14 protein-coding genes, 1 tRNA gene and 1 pseudogene are annotated in these 19,651 nt (G+C 72.4%); 8 read left to right on the top strand and 8 right to left on the bottom strand.

What is annotated here, in order from left to right; translation table 11 throughout:
- Window positions 1-13: 13 nt before the first annotated feature.
- The 4 genes from ACZ52R_RS32900 to ACZ52R_RS32885 form a co-directional block, all read right to left on the bottom strand.
- Window positions 14-802, bottom strand: a complete 789-nt coding sequence (locus ACZ52R_RS32900; protein WP_465614936.1) for an SDR family NAD(P)-dependent oxidoreductase — start codon at window positions 800-802, stop codon at window positions 14-16.
- A gap of 59 nt (window positions 803-861) precedes the next feature.
- The gene (locus tag ACZ52R_RS32895; RefSeq protein ID WP_465614937.1) at window positions 862-1,680 is read right to left on the bottom strand and encodes an AfsR/SARP family transcriptional regulator; all 819 of its coding nucleotides are present in this window, start codon (window positions 1,678-1,680) and stop codon (window positions 862-864) included.
- 373 nt (window positions 1,681-2,053) lie between these two features.
- Window positions 2,054-3,721 (bottom strand): serine/threonine-protein kinase, encoded by a 1,668-nt coding sequence (locus tag ACZ52R_RS32890; RefSeq protein ID WP_465754669.1) that lies wholly within the window; start codon window positions 3,719-3,721, stop codon window positions 2,054-2,056.
- Between the two features lie 113 nt (window positions 3,722-3,834).
- Window positions 3,835-4,965 (bottom strand): Rieske 2Fe-2S domain-containing protein, encoded by a 1,131-nt coding sequence (locus tag ACZ52R_RS32885; protein ID WP_465754668.1) that lies wholly within the window; start codon window positions 4,963-4,965, stop codon window positions 3,835-3,837.
- A gap of 220 nt (window positions 4,966-5,185) precedes the next feature.
- Between ACZ52R_RS32885 and ACZ52R_RS32880 the strand changes: the two genes are divergently transcribed.
- A complete protein-coding gene (locus ACZ52R_RS32880) occupies window positions 5,186-6,820 on the top strand; it encodes an alpha/beta hydrolase (protein ID WP_465614940.1) in 1,635 nt (544 codons plus the stop codon).
- Between the two features lie 151 nt (window positions 6,821-6,971).
- Window positions 6,972-8,888: a glycoside hydrolase family 5 protein gene (locus tag ACZ52R_RS32875; RefSeq protein WP_465660600.1), complete on the top strand. Its 1,917-nt coding sequence runs from the start codon at window positions 6,972-6,974 to the stop codon at window positions 8,886-8,888.
- A 230-nt stretch (window positions 8,889-9,118) separates the two neighbouring features.
- On the opposite strand, the gene ACZ52R_RS32870 is transcribed toward ACZ52R_RS32875, so the two are convergent.
- Together ACZ52R_RS32870 and ACZ52R_RS32865 are read right to left on the bottom strand one after the other, a co-directional pair.
- Window positions 9,119-9,361, bottom strand: coding sequence for a hypothetical protein (locus ACZ52R_RS32870; RefSeq protein ID WP_360509823.1), 243 nt, complete (start codon window positions 9,359-9,361; stop codon window positions 9,119-9,121).
- Between the two features lie 233 nt (window positions 9,362-9,594).
- The gene (locus tag ACZ52R_RS32865; RefSeq protein ID WP_465754667.1) at window positions 9,595-11,076 is read right to left on the bottom strand and encodes an AAA family ATPase; all 1,482 of its coding nucleotides are present in this window, start codon (window positions 11,074-11,076) and stop codon (window positions 9,595-9,597) included.
- 231 nt (window positions 11,077-11,307) lie between these two features.
- Between ACZ52R_RS32865 and ACZ52R_RS32860 the strand changes: the two genes are divergently transcribed.
- The 5 genes and pseudogenes from ACZ52R_RS32860 to ACZ52R_RS32840 all read left to right on the top strand — a co-directional run bounded on the left by ACZ52R_RS32860 (window position 11,308) and on the right by ACZ52R_RS32840 (window position 14,925).
- Window positions 11,308-11,381: transfer RNA gene (locus ACZ52R_RS32860), tRNA-Met, on the top strand.
- A gap of 483 nt (window positions 11,382-11,864) precedes the next feature.
- A pseudogene (locus ACZ52R_RS32855) lies at window positions 11,865-12,702 on the top strand (Rossmann-fold NAD(P)-binding domain-containing protein).
- Between the two features lie 83 nt (window positions 12,703-12,785).
- Window positions 12,786-13,433: a hemerythrin domain-containing protein gene (locus tag ACZ52R_RS32850; protein WP_465754666.1), complete on the top strand. Its 648-nt coding sequence runs from the start codon at window positions 12,786-12,788 to the stop codon at window positions 13,431-13,433.
- 270 nt (window positions 13,434-13,703) lie between these two features.
- The gene (locus ACZ52R_RS32845) at window positions 13,704-14,240 is read left to right on the top strand and encodes an anthrone oxygenase family protein (protein ID WP_465754665.1); all 537 of its coding nucleotides are present in this window, start codon (window positions 13,704-13,706) and stop codon (window positions 14,238-14,240) included.
- A gap of 319 nt (window positions 14,241-14,559) precedes the next feature.
- On the top strand, window positions 14,560-14,925 hold the full coding sequence (locus ACZ52R_RS32840; protein WP_465614946.1) for a hypothetical protein: 366 nt from the start codon (window positions 14,560-14,562) through the stop codon (window positions 14,923-14,925).
- A gap of 93 nt (window positions 14,926-15,018) precedes the next feature.
- Here the strand turns inward: ACZ52R_RS32840 and ACZ52R_RS32835 are convergent, their stop codons facing one another.
- Window positions 15,019-16,197, bottom strand: a complete 1,179-nt coding sequence (locus ACZ52R_RS32835) for a chitinase (RefSeq protein WP_465754664.1) — start codon at window positions 16,195-16,197, stop codon at window positions 15,019-15,021.
- Between the two features lie 320 nt (window positions 16,198-16,517).
- On the opposite strand from ACZ52R_RS32835, the gene zapE reads away from it, so the two are divergent.
- Window positions 16,518-17,642: a cell division protein ZapE gene (gene zapE, locus ACZ52R_RS32830; protein ID WP_465754663.1), complete on the top strand. Its 1,125-nt coding sequence runs from the start codon at window positions 16,518-16,520 to the stop codon at window positions 17,640-17,642.
- A gap of 403 nt (window positions 17,643-18,045) precedes the next feature.
- Here the strand turns inward: zapE and ACZ52R_RS32825 are convergent, their stop codons facing one another.
- Window positions 18,046-19,380, bottom strand: coding sequence for a M64 family metallopeptidase (locus tag ACZ52R_RS32825; protein WP_465614949.1), 1,335 nt, complete (start codon window positions 19,378-19,380; stop codon window positions 18,046-18,048).
- Window positions 19,381-19,651: the final 271 nt, after the last annotated feature.

Genomic DNA, 19,651 nt, shown 5'->3' with positions numbered 1-19,651 from the left:
GATCGCGCCGGGGTTACTGGGTGGCGAGGCCGCCGCAGACGTTGAGTGCCTGGGCGGTGATGCTGGCGGCGGTCGGGGTGGTGAGGTAGCCGGCCAGCGAGGCGACCTCCTCGGGGGTGGTGTAGCGGCCGAGCGGGATGTGCGTCCGGAAGTGTTGGTGGATGGTCTCGGGGGTGGTGTTGTAGGCGGTCGCGTACTCGTGGTGGATCCGGGTGGTGTGCGGGGTCTGGACGTAGCCGGGGCAGATGGCGTTGACGGTGGTGCCGGTGGGAGCCAGCTCCTTGGCCAGCGCCCGGGTGAAGCCGATCACGGCGTGCTTGCTCGCGGTGTACGGCGCGCCCAGGGTGACGGCCTGTTTCCCGGCCGTGGACGCGATGTTGATGATGCGGGGGTGCGTGGTGCTGGTGATGTGGCCGTGCCGGAGGGTTTCCCGGGTGACCAGGAAGACGGCGTTCAGATTGGTGTCGATGACGTCGTACCACAGGTCGTCGGTGGTGGTCGCGGTGGGCCCGCCGCCGGTGCGTCCGGCGTTGTTGACCAGCACGGTGATCGGGCCGTGTTCGGCGACCGCGTGCCGGATCAGCTCGGCGACCTGGGCGGGGTCGCGGACGTCGCACGGCAGGCCGTCGGCCTGGTGGCCCTCGCCGCGCAGGGTGGCCAGCGCCTGGTCGATGTGCTGGGCGGTGCGGGCGCAGATGAAGACACGGTGGCCGCGGCTGCCGAGTTCGCGGGCGATGGCCAGGCCGATGCCGCGGGTACCGCCGGTGATCAGGGCGAGGGGTTGCTCGGGTGCGGTGGTCATGACGCGTCCTGTGGGTGAGGGCTGGGAGAGGTCGGCGGGCGCGGCCATCCGGGCGGGGCTCAGGCCGAGTACAGGTTGTAGGTGGTCGGGTGGGCGGTGGTGGGCGTGTTGAGGGTCGGGTCCAGGGTGAGGATGGCGTGCTGCAGGTGCTGCAGGTGCGGGGAGGGCTGGATGCCGAGTTCGGTGGTCAGCCGGCGCCGCAGGTGGTGGTAGGCGGTGAGGGCGCTGGTCTGCCGGCCGGCCCGGTAGAGCGCGACCATGGCCTGGGCGTGCAGGCCCTCGTGGTGCGGGTGCTGGTGGGTCAGGTGGGTGAGTTCGGGGATCAGCTCGTTGTGCCGGCCGAGCCGCAGATCGGTGTCGATGCGCCGCTCCAGGGTGATCAGCCGGCTCTCCTCCAGGCGCATGATCTCGATGGTGAGGATCGGCCCGGGCCGCACGTCGACGAGGGCGGGGCCGTGCCAGAGCGCGAGGGCCTGGCGGAAGCGGGCGGCGGCCTGGTGGTCGTGGCCGTGGTTGAAGGCGTGCTGGCCCTGGGTGAGCAGCAGGTTGTAGGTGTGGACGTCCAGGTCGTCCGCGTGCGCGGTGAGCTGGTAGCCGCCGTGCCGGGTGGTGAGGATGTCCTTGGCGGTGGTGTGCGGGGTCGGCCCGAGGGCCTGGGTGATGCGGCGGCGCAGCTGCAGGATGTACGTCTGCATCGTGGTGAGCGCCTGTCTGGGCGGGTCGTCGCCCCAGATCTCCTCGATCAGGGTGGCCGTGGGCAGGACCCGGTTCGGGTAGAGCGCCAGGAGGGCGAGGATCTGGCGCTGCTTGCCTGCGGAGGGGACGACGGAGATGCCGTTGAGGTCGGCGGTGAGGGGGCCGAGGACTCTGAGCTGCATGGCGGTTCTCCCTTCGTGCGCGGGACGGTTGTCGGTGCGCGGGTCACGTGGTCGTGTCAGGTGCTGCTCGTACTCGTACTCGTACTCGTACTCGTACTCGTACTCGTACTCGTACTCGTACTCGTGCTCGGGCCCCTGGGGCGGACAGGTGTTCGAAACCGGGGGATGGTGGGGTGGACGCGTCGCACCCTAGTTCTGCCAAGCGGCGGGGGCCGGATTCCTCGAGTGCCCGTCGAGCGCGGTTCCGGGCGCTCTGGTGGGGGCTTCCGGGCAGCCCGACGCGGCGGAGCGGCACCCGGGGTGGGGCCGCCCCGCCGCACGGGGCCGCCATCGGGGACACGGGAGCCGCGGGGGGACATGGGGCCCGCAGGGGCTACTTCTTCCGCAGGTCGCCCGAGAATCCGCCGACCAGCAGGTGCAGGCTGCCGTCCGGGTTGCGGGTGTACACCTGGTCGTGCGGGTCGGCGGCGCAGCCGCTCAGCGAGTTCATCGGGGCGGTGCGCAGGACCACCCGGTCGGCGGTGGCCTGGACGAGGTTGGCGACGGCGTCGCAGTAACGGGTGCCGACGCCGCCGTTGTTGTGGATCTGGGCGACCGGGTCGTTGGGGCGGCCCTGGCTCAGGACGATCGTGAAGTCGGGCTTGAGGAAGGTCTGCTCGCTGCCCAGGGTGCCCTGCCAGGTGCCGAGGAAGGCGGCCGGGATCGCGCCGTCGGACGTCGCGGTGGGGGTGGCGGGGGCCGCCGAGGTCGACGGCGGCGGCTTCGCGGTGCCGGTGTCTTCGTCGCGGGTGGCCAGGAACACCGCCGTACCCGCCAGTGCGACGGCCAGCACGGCGACGAGGACCAGGGTGGCGCGACCCGTGCGGCGACGGCCGGGCTGCGCCGGGTGCGGGTGCGGGTGCGGGTGCGGGTGCGGGTGCGGGTACGGGTGCGGGTACGGCGGGTAGGCGCGCGGGGGCGGCGCGGGGACGGTGGTGGCCGCGGACGGCGGGGGCGGCAGAGTGGCCCAGGCCGGCGCCGGCCCGAACCGCCCCGGAGGCGAGGCCGGTTGAGCGGCCTGTTGAGCGGCCTGTTGGGCGGGCGATTGCGCGGCCGGTCGGCGGCCCGGTCGGGGGCTGGGTTGGGCGGGTGACTCGCCGTCCAGGTCCAGCAGCTCGACGGCCAGGGTGGCCAGCGCGGCGGCGATCGCAGACGGCAGCCAGGTCCGCCCCTCCAGCCGCTTGCCCGCCGTCCGGTCGTGCGCCGTCAGCCGCTCGCGCAACTGCTCCGGGGTGGGCCGCCGGTCCGGGTCCTTGGCCAGGCAGTCCGCCACGATGGCATGCAACTCCTGGTCCGCGATGTCGAGTTCGGGCTCCTCGTGGAGCACCCGGTAGAGCATCACGGCCGCGCTCACCCCGGAGCCGAACGGTGCGGTGCCGGTGGCGGCGTGGGCGAGCACGGCGCCCAGTGAGAAGACGTCCGAGGCGGGCCCGGCGCCCCGGCCCTCGGCCTGCTCGGGGGAGAGGTAGCCGGGGGAGCCGACCACGAAGCCGGAGCGGGTGAGCGCGGTCGCCGCGTCCAGGGCCCGGGTGATCCCGAAGTCGATCAGCCGCGGGCCGTCCAGCGCCAGCAGCACGTTCGACGGCTTGACGTCCCGGTGCACCAATCCCTGTGCGTGCACGGCCTGCAGGGCCTCGGCGAGCCCCACGCCGAGCGAGCGGACGGCCGGTTCGGGCAGCGGGCCGAAGTCCCGTACGGCGGTGCCCAGGGAGGGGCCGGCGACGTATCCGGTGGCCACCCACGGCTGGGCGCCCTCGGTGTCCGCGTCCAGTACGGGGGCCGTCCACCGCCCGCCGACCCGCCGGGCGGCGGCCACCTCGTTGCGGAACCGGATCCGGAACTCCGGGTCTGCCGCGTACTGGTCGTGCACCAGCTTGACGGCCACCGTGCGCCCGCCCGCCGTACGGCCCAGGTACACCCGGCCCATTCCGCCCGCACCGAGTCTCCGCAGCAGGCGGTACTCGCCGACCTGCCGCGGATCCCCGTCCCCCAGCGCCTCCACGCCGATTCTCCCCTCGCCGCGCCCGCCCCGTACTCCACGCCAGACGGTACTGCCCGGAGGCGCGGTTCCGGTTCCGGATGCGGGGGACGGGATCCCGTACGGGCGGGCGCCGTTCAGCCGCGGGCGACGCCGCTGGGGGTGCCCGCGGGGGCGCCGCCCGGGGTGCCGCTCGGGGGGGTCGCGGCCGGCGCCGGGAGGTGCGCCTGGTGGTCCGCCGGGTAGAACTGCCGAGCCCAGTGCCGCATCGTGCCGATCGGCCCGTCACCGGCGGCGAGCCCGGGCGGCGACAGGTACTTCTTGGTGGACCAGATCGGGAAGTCGGCCGCGGTGAACTCGAGGTTGCGCTTGAACATGGGCCCCGCCAGCATCGCGGTCACCGCGCGGCTGACCGTCCGGGCGACGGCCGGCGGCAGGCCGGCCGGCTCCCGCATGACGAAGCGGCTCGCCTGCCGCAGCTGCATCCGGCCGGGGGCGACCTGGGTGGCCATCACCAGCGAGCAGATCTCCAGGCCGAGCGAGGGCGTGCGCACATCGGTGTGCAGGGCGGCGAGGCCGTACCCGTCCACCTCCACGTCGACCTGCCGCAGGCCGAGTAGCGGGAAGGTCTCCCGCACCCGCATCGAGATGTGGAAGCGGGTGCCGTCGAAGGTCACGGGGGCCGCCAGCTCGCCCTGCGGCCAGCCGTGCAGGGTGACGAAGTGGCCCAGGTCGAAGGAGTTCTCCATGACGTCCTGGGCGTAGCCGGGCATCTCGAAGGAGGCGTAGCGCAGCGGCCGCCGTCCGTCGCCGAGCAGGTGCCAGGACGGGATCTCCCAGTCGGGCTCCCGGCCGTCGTGGTGGCGCCAGACGAAGACGGCCTCGTTGACCTCCCGCACCGGCAGTTGCGCCAGGGCGGCCTTCGGCGGCGGGGTGCCGTAGCCGGTCCGTACGCAGCGGCCGTCGGCGTCGAAGGCGAACCGGTGGAAGGGGCAGACCAGGTCGTCGCCCTCGACCTCGGCGAGGCCGAGGTGGGCGCCCAGGTGCGGGCAGTACGGACGGATCGCGCGCAGACGGCCGTTGCGCAGCCGGTACAGCACGACGTCCTCGCCGGCGAGTTGGCGGGTGAGGACGGTGCCGGGCTCGAGTTCGGCGGAGAAGGCGAGTGCGGACCAGCCGTCGGGGTAGGGCAGGGCCGGTGGCAGGGCGACGTCGGCCGTCGTGGGGCGGTCGCTGACGGGGTGGACGTGCTGGTGGGACACGCGCATGACTCTCCTGTCGGGGGGCTGTCCGGCGCCGCCCCTCCCAGGCGATGAGCGCTCGAACGGAAGGCATTTCAGATGCTAGCCACGGATCGTGAGTGCCCGCACGGACAACCTCCCCAAGGGAGGAGAAGTCTGATGATCGGTCAGCCAGAAATGGTCAAAGCTTGGCAAATTCCGGCCGCCCCTCTGGATGTGCCATTACACATGTCACATCATGCTCCCCATGAGAAAAGCCATCGCCCTGTTCGCGGCCGTCACGGCCGTCGCCGCCCTCGGCGGAACCTCTGCCTCTGCCGCCGGACCCGACGCCACGGACCTGGTCGACAGCGGTCAGGGCAAGCTCGTCTGGAGCTCCTGCAACGATGCCACCACCCCCGCGCTGCAGTGCGCGATGCTCGACGTGCCGGTGGACTACGCCGACCCGCACGGGCGGAAGATCGCCATCAAGCTGAACCGGCTCCCCGCCACCGCGCCCAAGGACAAGCAGCAGGGCCCGATCCTGCTCAACCCCGGCGGCCCCGGCGACTCCGGGCTCTGGATGCCCGGCTACATCTCCGGCAAGCTCCCGGCGGACGTCGCCTCGACCTACGACTGGATCGGCTTCGACCCGCGCGGCACCAACGGCAGCGACCCGCATGTGGTCTGCGACGCCCACTACTTCGACGCCGAGCGCCCCGACTACCAGGTGAGCCAGGGCACGTCGAAGGCCTGGCTGAAGAAGGCGGCCGGCTACGCCGCGGACTGCGCGGCCGACTGGTCCTGGCTGCTGCCGCACATGGCCACCGTCGACAACGCCCGCGACATGGACAGCATCCGCCGGGCGCTCGGCGTTCCGAAGATCAACTTCTACGGTGGCTCCTGGGGCACCTCGCTGGGCTCCACCTACGGCCAGCTGTTCCCCTCGCACGTGCGCCGGATGGTGCTGGACAGCATCGTCGGACCGACCATCAGCTGGTACGACCACAACATCCTGCAGGACAAGGAGCACCAGCGCCGCTTCGACGCCTTCGCGGCCTGGACCGCCAAGGCCGACTCCGTCTACCACCTGGGCACCGACGCCGCCGCCGTCGAGCAGGCCTACCACCAGGTCGAGGACGCGCTGCGCAAGGAGCCGGTGGACGCCGCCCCGGCCCCCGGCAAGATCGGCCCGGCCGAGTTCGAGGACACCTTCTACGGCGGCGGCTACAACTTCCTGCGCTGGCCCCGGATGGCCACCGTGCTCTCCGCCTACCTCACCCAGCACGACAGCCGTCCGCTGAACATCGCGTACAACCGGTACGCCGCCCCGGGCGCCGACGACGGCGCCTTCCCGGCCTACAACGCCGCCCAGTGCACCGAGAACGCCTGGCCGCGCGACTGGGAGGTCTGGAAGAAGGACCAGGCCAAGGTGAACGCGACCGCGCCCTTCTACACCTATAACAACATGTGGTACAACGCCGCCTGCATGTTCTGGCCCTACCAGGGCAACCCGGCGGGCCGGCTGAAGATCACCGGCAAGGGCCTGCCCCCGGTCCTGCTCTTCCAGGCCACCGAGGACGCCGCCACCCCGTACGAGGGCGGGCTCGCCATGCACGACGCGCTGCCCGGCTCCAAGCTGGTCGTCCAGAACGGCGGCAGCTTCCACGAGATCCTCTTCCACGACAACGCCTGCCTGGACGACACCTTCACCGCCTACCTGCGCGACGGAAGCCTGCCCCAGGGCAAGGGACGGATCGCCAAGACCTGCGCGCCCGAAGCCGACCCGGCCCCGGTGTACGTGACGCCGCCGCCGGCCGCCGCCAAGGCCGCGCCCGCGACCGCCCCCGCGGCCGGCCTGTCGCCCACCGACCCGGAGGCCGTGCGCGGCGTCCTGCGGTAACGGCCCGACCCCGGGCGGCCCGCAGCCCGCAAAGCCCGTAGCCCGCACAGCCCGTAGCCCGCAGTCCGTCGGGTTGCGGGCTACCCGGCGGTCACCTGTCCGACGTATGGTCGGTCCCCGTCAAATCCGAGCCACCCTCACCTCAACCGGGATGACCATGAAGAGATTCGGAAGGCGCCTGCTCGCCCTGGCCGCCTGCCTGCCCGTACTCGCCGGGATGGCGACGGGCACCGCGAGTGCGGCCCCGACAGGCACCACCGTCGGGCAGTCGGCGGTGTCCTGGACCGGCCCGCTCAGCACCCGCGGGCGCTACATCGTCGACGCGAACGGCGACCGCTTCAAGCTGAAGGCCGCCAACTGGGCCGGGGCACAAGGCACCTGGGAGGGCAGCGGGAACGTCGACGACCCCGCGAACAACCAGGCCGGACAGGTGTCGCACAACATCCCGCTGGGCCTCGACCGGGTGCCGATGGCGCGCCTCCTGGCCGACTACCACGGGCTCGGCCTCAACAGCATCCGGCTGCCCTTCGCCAACGCGATGATCCACGACACCGCCCCGGTGCCGGACTCCGCCGTCGCCGCCAACCCGCAGCTGAAGGGCAGGACCCCGCTTCAGGTGTACGACGCCGTGGTCGCGGCGCTCACCGCCGACGGCTTCGCGGTCATCCTCAACAACCACACCACGAGCTACCGCTTCTGCTGCGGCCTCGACGGCAACGAGCGCTGGAACAGCGGCCAGTCCACGCAGGCGTGGGAGGACGACTGGCTGTTCATGGTGAACCGCTACCAGGCGAACAAGCGGGTAGTGGGCGCCGACCTGCGCAACGAGGTCCGCCGCGACACCTGGGACGACCCCAACTGGGGCCTGGGCGACGCCCACGACGAGTACGCCGCCTTCGAGGAGGCCGGAAACCGCATCCTCCAGGCCGACCCCGACATGCTCGTCATCATGGAGGGCATCAACTGGTACGGCATCCCCGCCGCGCCGTTCAGCCACGGCCGCCCGACGCTCACCCCGGTCCGCAACCTCTCCAACACCCTGATCGACTCCGGCAAGCTGGTGTACTCCGCGCACTTCTACGCCTACACCGGACCGGCCAACACCGGTGCGGGCAGCGGCCCGGGAGCGACGAACGACCCCCGCTACGAGGACTTCACCCCCGAACAGCTCGCCCAAGTGGTGGACGACCAGGCGCTGTTCGTCACCCAGGCCGGGCAGCACTTCACCGCCCCGGTGTGGATCAGCGAGTTCGGCGCGGGCGGACGCGGCTCCACCGACGCCAAGGAACAGGCCTGGCTGCACACCTTCACCGACCTCCTCGCCGCCCGCGACACCGACTTCGCCATCTGGCCACTCGTCGGCTGGGCCGACACCACCGGCCGGCCGCTGGACACCTGGGCCCTGCTCTCCTACGATCCGGCCGGCAAACGGCTCGGCCTGAGCGACCCCGGCGACTGGCGGGCCACCGACTGGAACAAACTCGTCGACGCCCCCGCGCTGACCGGCCCGGTCGCGCAGCCGAACCACTGGAACATGCTCGACCTCGACCACGGCGACCAGAACGCCTCCCGCCGGATGCTCGCCCGCCCGGACTGGAACAGCGGCAACCGCAAGGGCACCTGCCCGGACGGCCAACGCCTGGTCGCCCTCGGCCGCGGCGACAGCCGGGGCCTGTGCACCGACGCCGGCGAACCGGCCACGGGCAGCGGCGACTGGGTCACCGTCACCGACGAACGGTACGTCACCGAGGGCGACTGGGCGTCCGGCTACAACAAGCTCCAGTGCCCCGACCACACCGTCGCCGTCGGCTACAGCGTGCACAGCGACGCCATGTCCGCCCTGCTCTGCGCACCCGCGGCCGGACCGCTGCCCGCCACCGGCCGCAACGTCTGGTTCGACCACGGCGACAACCGGCCCACCAGCGGCGGCTCGGTCGCGAGCGACTGGGCGCCGGGCCACTACAAGGGCCAGTGCGCCGACGACGAATACCTCGCGGGCGTCGCCTACACCTGGCGCTGGCTCCACTACGGCGCCCCGGACGCCCTGCTCTGCCGCCCCCTCGGCTGACCCGGCCGACCGGCCTCGCCGGCGCGACCGGCTGAGCGGCCTCGCCACCACGGGGCCGGGCGTGGGCAACCGGCCCGGGCCCTGGCGTGGGCAACCGGCCCGCCGGCCGGTTGCCCACGCGGGCGTCAGACCTGCGGCACCACCAGGGCCACGGCGAGCGGCCGGGCCACCGGCGGCGTACCTCCGTACGCCCTGGTGGCCCGGCCGGGTTTTGGTTCAGCCGGGTCGGGTCAGCCGGCCGCGACCGACCTGGCGCCGTCCATGAGGCCCTTGCGCGCCTCGGCGACGATCTCGGTCTGCCGGATCAGCACGTCGACGGCGCCGGTGACGAGAGCGATCTCGGCCGGCGTGGTCCACCCCGGCCGGTGGATGATCGTGAGCAGTTCGTCGAAGCCATCGGTGGTGACCGACTTCGTCACGGTGGCGAGGTGGTTGATCCGCTGCTCCAGGTGGGCCAGCTGGTCCTTGTCCATGGCGGGTTCAGCTCCTGTGATCGTCGGGGGATGCGAGCAGGCCATGTCTACCCGAACCGTCTGCGGCGCCATAGGCGCTGAACGGGTGGACTCGGAGCGCCCCGGACCGTCCCCCTCGCGGTGCCGTCCGTCGGATCGTCAGCTCGTCGACACGGGTGAGGAGCACCCCCGAAGCCGGGCGTCCGTCGCTACGGCTGCCGCTACGGCTGCCGCTACGACCGCCGCGACCGCCGCTACGACCGGCCGGGGCCGCCGGCCGCGGACTCGATCGCGCCGCTCAGCAGGCGGTGGGCGGTGTCGACGTCGCCGTCCCCGTTGAGGAGGAGCAGCGCCGACGCCGTGGCCGAGTGGAGCGAGTCCGTCCCCTCCGGGGCGGCCTGGCGCGCGTCGTCGAGCAGCCGGCGGGCACTGGCCAGGGCTCCGGTGGACTCGGCGCCCAGGTAGGCCGCCTCCGCGAGGCGACGGCTGCGGTTCGGCCCTTCGGGGGTGAGGGAGGCCGACCGGATCAGCGTCCGCATGGCCCCGGCGGCGTCCCCGCGGCGCAGGGTGAGGCCCGCGGCGTGCTCCAGCAGCGCGGCGACCTCCTCGTCGGGTTCCAGCGTGGCCTCGCCCAGGTGCCAGGCGCGGAGCCCGGGCTGGTCGACGAGCAGGTGGGCCAGGGCCGCGTGCGCGGCACGCCGTTCGCCGCTCGGGGCGTGCCCCACGACGGCGGAACGGATCAGCGGATGACGGAACCTCAGCCGCTGCCCGCCCTCCTCGATGTGCACCAGTCGGTCGCGTTCGATCGGCGCCAGGTCGTCCAGGTCGTACCCGCCCGCGACCCGCCGGGCGGCCGCCTGCAGCACGCCCAGGTCGCCGGTCCCCTCCAGGGCCGCGAGCAGGAGCAGTTTCCGGGCGGGCGCGGGCAGGCCGGTGACCCGCGAACCGAACAGTGTCTCCAGTCGGCTGCTCAGGGGCAGGACGGCGGGGGAGTCCTCGGCGGCGGGCCGCAGGGCGGTCGGAAGTTCCAGCAGCGCCAGCGGATTGCCGCCCGCCTCGGCCAGCAGCCGCCGCCGCACACCGCGCGTGAGCCCGGGGAACCTGGTGCCGAGCAGCGTGGCCGCCGCCTCGTCGTCCAGGGGCGGAAGGTCGTAGGTGGGCAGGGCGCCCGCCTCGTGCGGGCTCAGTTCGCCGGAGCGCGCCGCCGCCACGAAACTGATGCCCAGGCCGGTCACCCGCCGGGCGACGAACCCGAGCACCGTGCTGCTGGCGCGGTCGACCCGGTGCAGGTCGTCGATGACGACGAGCAACGGATCACCGTCGGAGACCGTCTGGAGGAGCCGCAACACGGCGTTGGAGACCAGGAGTTGTTCCGGCGGCCGGCCGGTGTCGAAACCGAGCGCCACCCGGAGGGCGGCGCGCAGGGCGGTGTCGAGATGCTCCAGGGCGTCCAGGAACGGGAAGAGGATCTGATTGAGGCCCGAGTAGCCGCAGTGGGCCTCGAGCTCCACGCCGGCGGCCCGGAGCACCCGGACGCCGTCCGCGAGTGCGGACCCGGCGAGCGCGTCCAGCACGGCGCTCTTCCCGACGCCCGCCTCCCCGGCCAGCAGCAGCGCACCGCCGCCCGCCCCGATGCGCAGCCGTTCACGGAGCACCCGCAGGTCGCTCTCCCGGCCGATCAGCGGCCCAAGCCCCGCAGCGCCGCGTGCGCCGCCCGCGCCACCCCTGTCCTCCACCGCTGTCCCCTCCCCGAGGCCCGCCCCCGCCGTACGGGGAGCCGCGCCCCGTCGAGGAGAGTTCCTCCGCCCGGCCGTGAACGCCCCCTGGCCGGGCCCAGTATGCCGGACACTCGCAGGTCAGGGCGGTGGAGGGCGCGGTGGGCGGTGCGGTGGACGGTGGTGGGCGGTGATGTGGGTAGGAAACGGATTTCGCGTTTAGCGGCTTGTCGCATAACCTGGTCTTACCGACGCGGGGTGGAGCAGCTCGGTAGCTCGCTGGGCTCATAACCCAGAGGTCGCAGGTTCAAATCCTGTCCCCGCTACTACCGGAGGCCGGGGTCGACGCATCAGTGCGTCGACCCCGGCCTCTTTTCATGCGGCCCCCCTTTTCCTGGGGCTCCCTTTTTCCTGCGGCTCCCTCCGGCTCCCCGCCCTGGCTTTCCGCATGCGCGACCGCTTTCGCGGATTCCCCCAGTCGCGCTCTCCCGTTCGGATTTCGAGGACATTTCCGACGGCGGTCGAGGAGGGGTCGAGAGGCGCTGGAAAGAACTTTCGGGCGGCGGTGGGGTGTGTTGTGGTGGGTGCCGAGGCCCGGGCCGCAGGTGCGAGGGCGGCCGTGGGCGGGCGGAGCGCCGCTGGTGAGCGGTGTAGACGCTCGCGCATGGAGCTGAGTGCGGTGGCTATGGTTCGCCCGACCCGGGGGGATTTGAATGGTGCCACGACGACGATCCGATCGGCGGAACAGGCGCCCTGGGGGCGTCGGTCGTCTGTGATTCCTCCGTGTCTTCGAATCGAGGGTGATCGTGATGGCTGGTGTGGTGGATCTTGCGGTGGATGCCGGTGTGGTGCTTGTCGTGGGTGGTACCGGGAAGACGGGTCGGCGGGTGGCGGATCGGTTGACGGCGCGGGGTTATGAGGTGCGGGTGGGTTCGCGGTCGGGTGCGGTGCCGTTCGACTGGAACGACCGGGGTACGTGGGAGGCGTCGTTGGTGGGTGTGAGTGCGGCGTATCTGACGTATTACCCGGATCTGGCGTTTCCGGGTGCGGTGGAGGCGGTGGGGGCGTTCTCGCGGTTGGCGGCGGCGCGGGGTGTGGGTCGGTTGGTGTTGTTGTCGGGGCGTGGTGAGGAGGCGGCGGAGGCGGGGGAGAAGGCGGTGATGGAGTCGGGGGCGGCGTGGACGGTGGTGCGGTGCGCGTGGTTCGACCAGAACTTTCAGTGAGTCGTTCTTCCTGGAGCCGGTGCTGGCGGGGGAGTTGGCGTTGCCGGTGGGTGGTGCGGTGGAGCCGTTCGTGGATGTGGAGGACATCGCGGAGGTGGCGGTGGCGGCGCTGACGGAGGCGGGTCACGGGGGTGAGGTGTACGAGGTGACGGGGCCGCGGTTGCTGTCGTTCGGGGATGTGGCGGTGGAGTTGTCGCGGGTGGTGGGTCGTGAGGTGCGGTTCGCGGCGGTGTCGGAGGAGGCGTACCGGGGGGTGTTGGCGGAGGCGGGGTTGCCGGCGGACTTCGCGGAGTTGTTCGCGGTGATCCTGGATGGTCGCAACGCGTCGTTGGGTGACGGGGTGCGGCGGGCGTTGGGTCGTGAGCCGCGGGACTTCGCGGACTACGCCCGTGAGGCTGCCGCCTCGGGCGTGTGGAACGTATGAGCCGGCTCGTCCCTGGTGGCCCCAACCGGCCTCCCTCGGGCGGGTGTTGGAAGGGAAGCTGAACGGACTCTGGAGGTCTGGTCATGTCGGACGGCACAACGGTCTGGTCGAGCGAGCAGGGCATCGGCACACTGCCCGGCCACATCAAGGGCTTCGGCCTGATGCACGTGGCGATGCGCCGCGACGCGGCACGGCTGAGCGCCGCTGCCGCACGCGGCTCGTCGGGATCCACGGCGGAGCTGGCGGAGTGGTTCGGGCGGCTGCGCGCGGTGATCGACTGGCACCACCACAGCGAGGACGAGATCCTCTGGCCGTACCTGCGTGGCCGGATGGCCGGCTTCGACGGCGGTGGGGTCCTGGAGGAGGACCACGAGGCGCTGGACCGGTCGATGCGACGGGTGGCAGGGGTGCTCGGCTCCGGCCTGCGCGCTGAACTGCCGGAGGCTGCACAGGCGTTCGAGGCCCTGGTGCGCGATCACCTCGGACATGAGGAACCGGTGGTGTTCCCGGCGCTGGCCGGCCTGCCGGTCGACGAGTACCTGCGGGTCGAGCGCCGGATCATCCAGAGCGCGCCGACCCGGGTGATGACCTACCTGCAGCCCTGGATGTTCGACGGCGCGGACGCGGCCGCCGTCCGGGCGGTGTCGGCCACCATCCCGGCCCCGGTGCGGCTGATCGGGCGGACGGTGCTGGAACGGCGGTACCGGCGCAGCCTGGCACCGGTGCTCTGAGTGGCGGTGCCGGGTACTGCCAGGCAGTACCCGGCGGTGCCAGGCGCCGCAAGGCATCGCAAGAGGCCGCAAGTGCCCACCTGCGGGCCGTGGTTCCGGTAGTCGCGCTTCCGTTGCGCGGCGCACCGCACCGTGGGCGGTGTCGTGTGTACCACGTTCGTCGGCACCGCAGCCCGCGGGCCGGGAGAGTGAAGGGGTCCTGAGATGCGTTCGGATCAGACCGCGGTTCCGCTGTCGTACTCCGCGCCGTCGGCCATCGGAGGTGTGGGGATGGGAAGTTCGGCGCACGCCGTCGGGCAGAGCAAGGCGACCGGGCCGCTGTTGGTGGGTGCCACCGTCGCGATGGGGTTGATGGCGGGGCTGTTCTTCGCCTTCGACGTGTCGGTGATGCCCGGTTTGGCGGCGAGTGATGACCGGACGTATGTGACGGCGATGCAGCACATCAACAAGTCCATCGAGAACGGCATGTTCGGCCTGGTGTTCGTCGGGGCGTTCGCGGCGACGGGTCTGGCCGCGTGGCTGCAGCACAAGGCGGGTCGTCGGCAGGCGGCGCTGTGGGCGGCGGCGGCGACGGTGCTGTACGTGGTGGCGCTGCTGGTGACGATGGGCGTCAACATCCCGCTCAACAACCAGCTGGCGGCGGCCGGTGACCCGTCCCAGATCCAGGACCTCGCGGCCGTGCGGGCCAAGTTCGCCGACACCTGGGTGCCGGTCAACATGCTTCGCACGGCGCTGTGCGCGGGCGGCGTGCTCGCGCTGACCCGCTCCCTGGTGCTGCACGGCCGGTTCGGCCGCACCGGCCGCTGAGGCCCGGCCGCACCGCCTCGGGTGCCCGTCCGCCACCTGCGGACGGGCACCTGCGCGTTCTCCCCGGTCCGGACCGGACCTGCCCGGTCCGGTGCGGACTGAACCGGACCGGACGAGCCGGGTCGAACTGCGCCACGTGGCCGGGTGCGCCGGAGCGTGCGCCGGTGCGCCGGGTCGGTGACTTCGCCCAAATCACTTGGAGAGACATCGAGTTGGCGCAGGAACCGGATGTGGTGGAGCATGGGCGGGCCCGGTCTGTTGCGGCGCGCTTGCGCCGCGGCCGCGGCACCGTACGCGTGCTGGGGAGGAGGCGGGGCCGGTGAGTCCGGCAGATCGTCCGTTTCTGGTCCGGGGGAGGGCGGTACCCCTGGCCAGGTACCTGGCCGAAGAGGACATCGAGGGCCTGGTGGCGTGCTCGTGCATCGGCAACGAGGTGAGCATCGACCTCGCCGACACCCGGATCCTCGTGAGCCTGGTCGACATCGCCGACGTGGTCAGGCTCAACTTCCACATGGTCCAGGACGGCCCGGCCAAGCCCCGCTCCTGGTCGCGCCGACTGCCCGCCGGCACCGGCCCGCGCGAGATCGCGGCCCGGATCGCGCTGGACGTCCGCACTCTGGAACGCGAGTTGGCGCCGCTGCGGCGCCGCCCGCCGGAGGTGCCACGGCGGCGCCGCCCGGGCTGACGGGGGAGAGGCGCCCGCGGGAACGGCCGGGCCCGGCAGCGGTGCGCTGCCGGGCCCGGCCGTGTCGGCGCCGTTACCCTTCCTGTCGGTGTGTCAGCGCCCCTGAAGGGAACGGACATTGTTGCCGAAGGTCCAGTTCTTCGAACCGTCCCAGTTGATGGACCAGGTCATCAGCCCCTTGAGGCTGCTGGACGCCCCGCTGCCGTAGGAGTTCCAGGCCTGGGCGACCTGCCCGGTGCTCAGGTAGCCGCCGCCCGCGCCCGGCTGCGCGGGCAGACCGGGGACCTGCTTGTCGTACGGGACGCGGATCGTGGTGCCCTGGACGGTCAGGCCGTTGTTCAGGCAGGTGGTCTGGGCGGTGAAGCCCTGGACGGTGCCGGCCGAGTAGGAGTCACCGGAGCAGCCGTACATGCTGCCGTTGTAGTACTGCATGTTCAGCCACCAGAGCCGCCCGTTGTCCAGGTACTTCTTGATGACCGGCAGGTAGGCGCCCCAGATCGAGCCGTAGACGATGCTCGCGCCGGTGACGTAGGCGGTTTCTGGAGCGATGGTGAGGCCGAAGCCGGGCGGCATGGCGGCGAGGACGCCGTCGATGATGCGGATCAGGTTGGCCTGGGAGGGCGACAGTGAGGTGATGCTGCCGCTGCCGACCAGGCCGGTCTCGATGTCGATGTCGATGCCGTCGAAGTGGTTGGCCTGCAGGATCGGCACGATGGTGGAGACGAAGCGGTCGGCGACGGCGCTGTCGGACAGGTCGATGCCGGCCGCCGCGCCGCCGATGGACATCAGGACGGTCAGGCCGCTCGCCTTGGCGGCACAGACCTCGTCCGGGGTGGGGACCTTGACGCCGCTGTCCATGCCGTTCTGCCAGAGCGCGGTGCCGTCGGAGAGGATGACGGGGAAGGCGGTGGTGACCACGTTGTAGCCGTGGCCGGTGATCCGCTGGTCGGTCAACGGGATCCAACCCAGCGGCGGGTGCACGCCGTTGGCGGCGCCGTCCCAGTTCTCCCAGTAGCCCTGCAGCACCTTGCCGGCCGGGCGCTGCTGCTGTCCGCATCCGGTGGCGGCGGCGGTGGGTGTGGTGGGCGTGGTGGATGTGGGGCGGGCGATGGCCGTGGCGGGCGCGGTGGTGGCGGCGGAGGCCGTGGCGGTGGTGGGGGCGATCGCGGCGACAGCGAGCGCCAGGGCGCCGAGCAGGCGCGCGCTACGGCGGGTGTGGTGGGTGCGGTGGCCTGCCCGGCGCAGGGCAGGGCGGAACGTACGGTGGGCCATGACGGTCTAGCTCCCTTCCGGCCATGGCCGACACGCCCCGTGGAGGTGGGGCGGCGTGGGGGTGGCCATGGCGAGGTGACGTGGGGGTGGTCGGTCGGCGGGAAGCCCGGCCGCGGCGCGTGTCGACGGCCCGGGTGGCGCGGCCCTGACACACACGTCGTCACCCGGCAGGGGGTGTGGTGCAGCCGCTGGGAATCGTAGGAGCGTGCCGATGGACCGTCAATAGGTCTGGACCACTTGGCCCTCCTGATGGCCGGCCCGGCCTCCGTCGGCAGGCCCGGGGACCACCGGATCCTTACCCCCTGTTAGGGTCGGCGGACGTGACGGACAGGGCGACGAAGCAGTACGAGGCGATGCTGGCACACTTCCCGCGAGCCGCCGAGCAGCGCGGTTTCGCCGTGGACCCGGCACAGCGGCCGGCCGTCGAGCGGTTGTCGCGGCTCGCCGGGGAACTCACCCGCACCGGGCTGCTCCACCGCCGCCCTCCGCGCCACGTCTACCTGTGGGGCCCGGTGGGCCGGGGCAAGAGCTGGCTGGTGGACACCTTCCTGGACGGGCTGGCCACCTCGCGCAAGCGGCGACTGCACTTCCACGACTTCTTCCGCCGCCTGCACGAGGGCGTCGCCCTGCACACCGCCTACCCGCACCGGGACTCCGCCGGCGAGCGGGTGGCAGCGGTCGACCGGGCCGTGGACGAACTGCTCGGCGACTGCCGGGTACTGGTCTTCGACGAGTTCCACGCCCACGACGCCGGGGACGCGATGCTGGTCGCCCGACTCTTCCGGAACCTGCTGGACCGGCGGATCACCCTGGTCACCACCTCCAACTACCCGCCCGCCGGGCTGATGCCGAACCCGCTCTACCACCACCTGTTCGAGCCGACGATCCGGCTGATCGAGGAGCGGATGGACGTGGTGGAGATCGCGGGCCCGGTGGACTTCCGCCGGGAGCGGGAGCGGGAGCGGGAGCGGGATCCGGAGTCGGAGCGGCAGCCGGCGGACGGCGGACCGCAACGCTTCACGCAGGGCGCGCGGCTGCGGACCGGGGACACGAGCGGCCTGCACGCACTCGGCCTCACCCCGCCGACCGCGGGCGAGGCGGCCGAGATAGTCGTGCACGGCCGCCCGCTGCCGGCGTCGGCGGTCCGCGACGGCGAGGCGTGGTTCGGCTTCACCGAGCTGTGCGAGGGGCTGACCTCGGCCGCCGACCAGCTGGCGCTCACCGAACGCTTCGCCACCCTGGTGCTCACCGGCGTACCGCCGCTGGCCGACGCGACCCCGGACGGGCGACGGCGCTTCGCCGACCTGGTCGACATCTGCTGCGACCGGGACGTCCGGCTGGTGCTGATCGGTGCCGACCCGATCGGCGGCCCGACCCCCGACGAGAACCTGTTCCGCGACCTGGACCGGACCGCGAGCCGCCTCGCCCTGCTCAGGTCTGCCTGACGACGGGGCCGGGCTCCGGGGCCGCAGGCACCGGCTCCGTTCCCAACACGGTCGCCAACACAGTGCAGCGGCCGTCCCCCCTACCTTGGCAGGGCCGGGCAGTGTACCGGGCGGTGCTCGACGCCCGGCTGCACTACGGGGTGACGCACGGGGCGACGGGGCGACGATGGCCCTGGTCAAGGCCAACGTGGCCACGTCCGGCCCGATCCTGTGGAAGACGGGCTTCACGGCCTTCGGCCAGGAGCCCGTCTACGCCGTCCCACTGCGTCAGGGTCCTCCTTTGGAACCGGGGGCGGCCCAGAGGTAGATGCCTGCGATGTGCACCAACGGCTCTGGCCGCGCCCACGATGCGTCAGTCACACGGCACACCAGACCAGCGATCAGATGATCAGCAAGAAGCGGCCTAGCGTGTCACCAGCCAGGACAGGCTCGCGGTCAGGTTCGCGCGCAGCGCCGGGTCCACCACGGCCGGGGTGGGGTCGGTGGCGACGGCGGTGAGGAGGTGCGGCCGGGTGCGGGGCCCGGTCAGCTTGAGCTCGGCGAGGTCCAGCGCGGTGCGGCCGGTGAGCCGGGGCAGCTCGCGCCCGTCCAGGAACCAGCGCAGCCGGGTGCCGGGCACCGGCAGGCCGACGCTCAGGCGGTCGGCCGCCGTGAGCCAACTGCCGGTGGCGGTGGGACTGGTGAGCGGGGTGGCGTGCCGGTAGAAGCCGGCGATCATCGCCTCGCGCCCGGGCAGGTTGAACTCCCGCCCGAGGGAGCGCATGATCGAGTTCTCGGTCGGCCGGTACAGCCCGGCCGGGTAGTAGCCGCCGCCCTCGTACGCGCCGACCGTCCCGCCGTCCGGGGAGGCCTGCCCGAGCCAGCGGGACCACTTGGTGCCCTGCTGCTGCATCCGATCGGCCGTCAGCGTGCTGATGTTGGCCTGGGCCGGCTCGTCGCCCTGGTACGTGCCCTGGCCGTCGTACGCGTACTCGTCGGCGAGCTTGCCCAGCGAGTGCCCGGTCTCGTGCACCGCGATCTGCCCGGACTTGGCGTTCCCGCCCGCCACCGTGGCGATGCCCTCGTAGCCGAGCGACGACTTGACGTCGTTGTAGCCGGCGCCGCCGTACTTGGCGCTGTTGGCCACCACCAGCACCAGGTCCGCCTGCGGGGCCTTCGCCGCGTACCGCTCGACCGCCTTCTCATCGACGCAGAGCAGCCGCTCCACGCCGTCGCACCAGAAGTACGAGCCCAGCGCGGTGTGGCGCACCGTCGCCTGGTCCGGATCCCCGGTCACCCCCGACTCCGGCGAAACCGCTGACACCGCCCAGACGTTGAACAGCCCGCGATAGGTGGCGTACGGCTCGACGGCAGTCACCTCGCGCCACTTCTCGGCCGCGTCCGTGAGGAACTTCTGCTGCTCCTGCGCGGCGTAGCCGTCGCCGATCACCACCACGTCCAGCTTGGTCGCCGGGTCGCCACTGCTGACCAGCGGCGTCACATCGCCGTCGCCCCGCACCGCAGCCGCGCCCTGGGCCGGAGCGGCGACGAAGGGAGACGCGGCCGGGGCCTGGACACGGGCGATGCTGCCGTCCTCGGCGAAGGCCTCCACCTGACGGGTGGGTGCTGCGGAGGCCGGCCCGCCGCTGGTCGGCGCGTTGTCGGCGGGCGCGCTCCAGGCGGGAGCGGAGCCGAGGAGTGCTGATGCGAGGGCGGCGGCGAGCAGGGCGGTGGTGGTTCTGGCGGCGATGCGGTGCACGGGTGTTGTCCTCCCCGGTGAGCGGTCTGTGGCCTGCCTCCTTCCCATGTCGGGGACCTGACAATCATGCGGTGCCCCGCCGGGCTTTACTCGATTCACTGGAACCGGGCGACGGCCGAGACGCGCCACGCGATGAGCCGGGAGCACCGCGCTGTGGCTGGGTGTTAGGGGGTGTTAGGTGTTGTTGGGGGTGTGGGGTTTGGTGGGTTTGGGTGTGGTGGTGTGGTTGGTGTGGGTGGTGGTTTGGTAGTTGGTGAGGTCGAGGTGGCGG

This window comes from Kitasatospora sp. NPDC034023, from assembly GCF_055575795.1.
The sequence above is the reverse complement of the archived record's forward strand: the minus strand, read 5'-3'. Positions and strand labels throughout refer to the sequence as shown.